Here is a 4953-nt window from a genome sequence, read left to right as displayed (position 1 = left end):
CGAGACGACGCGCCAGTGTTCCCTTGCCAGATGCAACAGGACCATCAATAGCGATAACAGGCAAAGTCTTTTCCTTTAATCCAGCTTAATAGTAACTGGTGATAGTTATATCTTTTGTACGGCTGGTCTGGGTAATAAAACTAACCGACTTGAGCGCCTAAGCCATTCATTAATTTGGCAAAATCAGGGAAGCTGGTGTCGATTGCATCTGCGTCCAGAACCTTTACAGGTTCGTTCGTCGCCATTCCCATAACCAGAAAGCTCATCGCAATACGGTGATCAAAATGCGTTGTGATCGTACCGCCGCCCTTTACGCCAGCGGGTGATCCTTCAACAATAAGATAATCACCCCCTTCTTCACAGGTAACGCCGCAAGCCTTGAGACCATTGGCAACTGCTGAAAGGCGGTCACTTTCTTTGACCCGAAGTTCTCCTAAGCCTTCCATAACGGTTTTGCCTTCGGCAAAAGAAGCGGCAATCGCGAGAATCGGATATTCATCAATCATAGACGGCGCACGTTCTGCGGGTACGGTGATGCCTTTGAGTTTACTGGCGCGGACAATGAGATCTGCGACAGGTTCACCTGCCTGAGTACGTTCGTTTTCCAGTGTAATGTCAGCACCCATTTCTTTCAAGGTGATGTAAATTCCATTGCGATGCGGGTTCATGCCGATACCGGGAAGGCGAAGCTCAGACCCTTCGTTGATCAGGGCGGCAACAGTTGGAAAGGCTGCTGAAGACGGGTCCGAAGGGACCTGTACATCGGCTGCTTTAAGTTCTGGTTGCCCTACAATAGTCGTTTCTCTGCCTTCGTCCGTTTGGGTCACGCGTACTTCCGCGCCAAAGTGACGGAGCATAAGTTCCGTATGGTCCCGGGTGTGTTCTGTTTCGATGACGGTTGTTTCCCCCGGGGTATTCAGTCCGGCAAGCAGAATGCAGGATTTCACCTGAGCGGACGCCATAGGCAATTTGTAACGGATTGGCATCGGTGTTTCAGCACCCTTTACCATCAGGGGAAGTCGTTGTCCGGAACGGCAACTAACCTGTGTGCCCATTTCAGCAAGGGGATTGGCAACCCGCCCCATTGGACGTTTTCTGAGCGACGCATCCCCGGTCATGAAAGTTGTGATTGGATGGCTACCAAGAATACCCATCAGCAATCGTGCAGATGTACCTGAATTTCCCATGTCCAACACATCTTCGGGTTCGCAAAGACCACCGATTCCACGTCCTTCAATATGCCATACGCCTTGATCGTCGCGCTCTACATTGGCACCTAAAGCACGCATGGCTTTGGCGGTCGCCAGCACATCTTCGCCTTCAAGCATGCCAAAAACGTTGGTTTTTCCAATGGCAAGTGCCCCAAACATTAAAGATCTGTGCGAAATAGATTTGTCGCCGGGAACTTTAACGGTGCCTTTGAGGGAAGAGCCTGGGGTTGAAGACAGAGAGTTTTCGCTGGTCATGAGTGTATTCCGTATTTCGCATTCCAGATTCGCCATTGTTTGGCATTTGGCGAATCTGCTGTGTGATAAAAATTTGTTCCAATTATCCCGTCACAAATCTTTTTCGCGTGTTCAGATCCTAAAGGATTGTTTCGGGTCTCTTTTATAGAGGAAAGTAGCTTTTTACCAGAGCTTGATACGCATAAAGATGATGCTTTGGTGTAATAAAGGTTCGAAGAGTGAATTTTTTTTCACAGTATTTAAATTGTCATTCACCCTTTGTTGACAGTCTGTGGTGATCATGGCATTTGCAGTTTTTTCGAAAACCATTGTGTGGTTGTTACAAAATTTTAGTTGGAGGATCTGGCTGTGAGTAAGCCGGAATGGGGTAGCAAACGTAGCTGTCTAAGCTGTAAGGCAAAATTTTACGATTTTCTGAAATCGCCAATCGTGTGTCCCAAATGTGGGACTGAATTGGATTTGAGCGCCAAATCAAGCCAGCCGAAGCAAACCGCTAAGGCAGAGGCTGAAGACGCGAATGAAGCGCAGGATGTTGATCTGGATACATCTGATAATGTTGTGGACTTCCCGGATGAGGAAGAATTGCTTCACATTGATGACGGTGATGATCTTGACCCGGATGATGATGAAGATCTTCAAGGTGTAAGCGCCGGCGCTGGCGGTATCAGCGACGACTAAGTCGATTGGATTCTGGCAGGAACAGTCCTTTTCTTTTCGCAAGGAAAATTTTTTCTTGCCAAGGAGGAAAAGACGGCATATTTTCCGCCGCATCAGCTGTTTTGCGGCGGATAAATTGGGGCCATAGCTCAGCTGGGAGAGCGCTTCGCTGGCAGCGAAGAGGTCAGGAGTTCGATCCTCCTTGGCTCCACCATCAAAACCCACTGCCTAAAGCAGTGGGTTTTGTTTTTTTTGGGCAACTATTTTTATAAAATACTTCTTCCTAATCTAGATAATATCCAATAATTTTTCGGTTGGTTGGTCGCTCTCAACACGCCATTTTCCACCTCTGGCAGGGGTAATTCCATCCAGATTTATAATCGTCGAGAGCATGCGGTCGATAAATACTTCGGCACGTCTGGTCAAAGATTGCCGCGAAGGGTAGAGCAGATAAATAGGTTTGGAAGGAACTGTGTATGTTGGCAACACTCGCTCTAACTTACCTTCTGTCAGCTGCTCTTTTATCAGCAGGTAAGGAAGCTTTGTGTAGCCGATTCCTCTATCCAGGGCGTTGAGGATGACATCGGGATTATCAAAGGTATAGTTTGATTGTACTTCTGCGAGATATTCTTGTTTGTCTTTTCTGACAATTTGCTTGGTTACTTTTTTTTCATCTCGGTATTGGATCATGGGAATATTAACCAGATCCTCTGGTCTTTGAGGACGCCCGTAGCGATCCAGAAAGTCAGGTGTTGCGACGAGCATTAGTTGTAAGTCTCCGATCTTACGGGCTAGAGCATCGGATTTTCCGAGCGATCCTACACGGACCGCCAGATCAATTCGATCCTTCACTAAATCCGCAAGTTGATCACTGAGTTTCAGGGATATATTGAGTTCGGGATACTGACTTTGAAGTTCAAAAACGATCGGGGCGACAAGGCTTTGTCCGATTGCCAAAGGTGCTGTAATTCGAAGCGGTCCGGTGAGGCTTTCGTCCAGATTTTTCAGCTCTTCATGGAGCTTGTTTACTTGGCTGAGGATATTATCCGCATTGTTGTAAACGACTAACCCTGCTTCAGTTGGTCTTACGCCTCGGGATGTTCTGAACAGCAGTTCTTTCTGAAGAATACTTTCCAGTAACGTAATCTGTTGGCTAACTGCGGGCTGGCTAATGTTCAATACCTTAGCTGCGCCCGAGAGTGAGCCTTTGTCTATGGACGTCATAAAGGTTTGAAAAAGTTGCAATCGATCCATGATAATCCCACGATATAAGCATTGCTTATATGAGGTATAGGCGCAAAGCCTCTCCCGATCCAGAAAAATATACTGATATTAAGCGGTATTGATTTGGATAACAGTGATACCGGGAAATTTGGACATGACACTTTCAAGACGCGATCTACTCAGAAGCTCACTCTTAACCGGGGGGGCGGGACTTGTTGCTTCAATGGCATCACTGTCTGTGCCGATGCCGGGTTTTGCCGCGGCCCCGAAAGCAGGTGTGCAAACGACAGGGGCGTATCGTTTTTCTGTTGGTAAATTTGAAATAACGGCTCTGCTTGATGGGTATATTGACGCTGGATCGGATCTGATCCCCAATTACGATCCCGAGGTGGCAGAACAGCTATACAAAGATCAGTTCCGGACTCCGCCAGTTGATAAAATTCGGGTTCCGATTAATTCCTTTGTGGTGAATACGGGGGACAAAATTATCCTGATTGATTCAGGAACCGCGGACAATATGGGGCCAACGCTTGGGCAGTTTACAGATAATCTGAAAGCTGCGGGTATCGCACCTGAATCGGTGGATGCTATTCTCTTAACCCATATGCATGTCGATCATATCTCTGGCATTACGTCAAAAGAAGGAAAAGCGCACTTTCCTAATGCTGAATTGATTGTGCATAAAAAAGATTGGGATTTTTGGCATGACGACAGCTACATGTCTCAAGCATCTGACTTCCTGAAAACCAATTCTGCAAATGCAAAAGCAATGTCTGCACCTTATTCGAAACGCCTGACGCTTATTGATAAAGATGGCGAAGTTTTACCGGGCATTGAGGCTGTGGCGTTGCCCGGACATACGCCCGGACATACCGGGTTTGTTTTACGTTCAGAGAATCAGGAGGTGTTGATTTGGGGGGATGTTGTTCACTTCACCGCGTTGCAATTCCAGCATCCTGAATGGAGCATCGCGTTTGATATTGATATGCAACAAGCTGAACAAACCCGCCGTAGAATGCTTGATTGGGTGAGCGCTGACAGAGTAGCCGTTCTTGGGAGCCACCTTGAGTTTCCAGGCCTTGGGCATGTTGCTCGAGAGAGAGATAACTATCGTTATCATCAGTCGAGTTGGCAGTATCAACTATAATTAAAAAATGTCGGGCTGTATACTGGCGTGTATGCAGCTCGAATTCCTATTAAACGTTCAATTGTGTTAGGCTGCAATACTTTGTGATTACAGATCTTATCCTAGAGATGCTAGTTGCTTTGCTTCAACCAATTTCGAGATTGTTTTTAAAATATCTTTCAGGTAGGGACGCAGGACCGCAGCTTTTTTCTTGTCATAATCAAAGGGCAGGTTTTCTTCTCTTAGGTGTGTTCGTTGGGCGAGTTCCATTTGGATCGCGTGGATATTGTTATGAGGCTGCCCATAGTGGCGGGTTGTCCAGCCGCCTTTGAAGCGTGCGTTAAGAACCGTACTGTATTCAGAGGCATTTTTGCAGATATTCCAGACACTTTCCTCAATCACTTTGTTACAAGTCTCTCCGTTGTTGGTGCCGATGTTGAAATCAGGTAACAGCCCGTCAAAGAGAAACGGAATGGTGGA

General features: G+C 46.8%; 5 protein-coding genes and 1 tRNA gene. 3 read left to right on the top strand and 3 right to left on the bottom strand.

Annotated elements, in window-relative coordinates; genetic code table 11:
* Window positions 1-140: 140 nt before the first annotated feature.
* Window positions 141-1466, bottom strand: coding sequence for a 3-phosphoshikimate 1-carboxyvinyltransferase (aroA, locus tag Q0241_RS14230; RefSeq protein ID WP_299378630.1), 1326 nt, complete (start codon window positions 1464-1466; stop codon window positions 141-143).
* A 348-nt stretch (window positions 1467-1814) separates the two neighbouring features.
* Between aroA and Q0241_RS14225 the strand changes: the two genes are divergently transcribed.
* Both Q0241_RS14225 and Q0241_RS14220 read left to right on the top strand, forming a co-directional pair.
* Entirely contained in the window at window positions 1815-2144 is a 330-nt protein-coding gene (locus Q0241_RS14225; protein WP_299378628.1) for an FYDLN acid domain-containing protein, read from the top strand.
* A gap of 117 nt (window positions 2145-2261) precedes the next feature.
* Window positions 2262-2337, top strand: a tRNA-Ala gene (locus Q0241_RS14220).
* 74 nt (window positions 2338-2411) lie between these two features.
* Here Q0241_RS14220 and Q0241_RS14215 read toward each other — a convergent pair.
* Window positions 2412-3377, bottom strand: a complete 966-nt coding sequence (locus Q0241_RS14215; protein ID WP_299378626.1) for a LysR family transcriptional regulator — start codon at window positions 3375-3377, stop codon at window positions 2412-2414.
* A gap of 124 nt (window positions 3378-3501) precedes the next feature.
* Between Q0241_RS14215 and Q0241_RS14210 the strand changes: the two genes are divergently transcribed.
* Complete coding sequence (locus Q0241_RS14210; protein ID WP_299378624.1) at window positions 3502-4494, top strand: MBL fold metallo-hydrolase; 993 nt, start codon at window positions 3502-3504, stop codon at window positions 4492-4494.
* Between the two features lie 96 nt (window positions 4495-4590).
* Here the strand turns inward: Q0241_RS14210 and Q0241_RS14205 are convergent.
* Window positions 4591-4953, bottom strand: a 363-nt coding sequence (locus Q0241_RS14205; RefSeq protein WP_299378622.1) for an N-formylglutamate amidohydrolase, incomplete at its 5' end; no start/stop codon positions are given.

Origin of the sequence: uncultured Kiloniella sp., from assembly GCF_937128705.1 — a bacterium.
In the GTDB taxonomy this organism is placed as follows: domain Bacteria; phylum Pseudomonadota; class Alphaproteobacteria; order Kiloniellales; family Kiloniellaceae; genus Kiloniella.
This window is presented reverse-complemented; position numbering and strand designations above follow the sequence as displayed.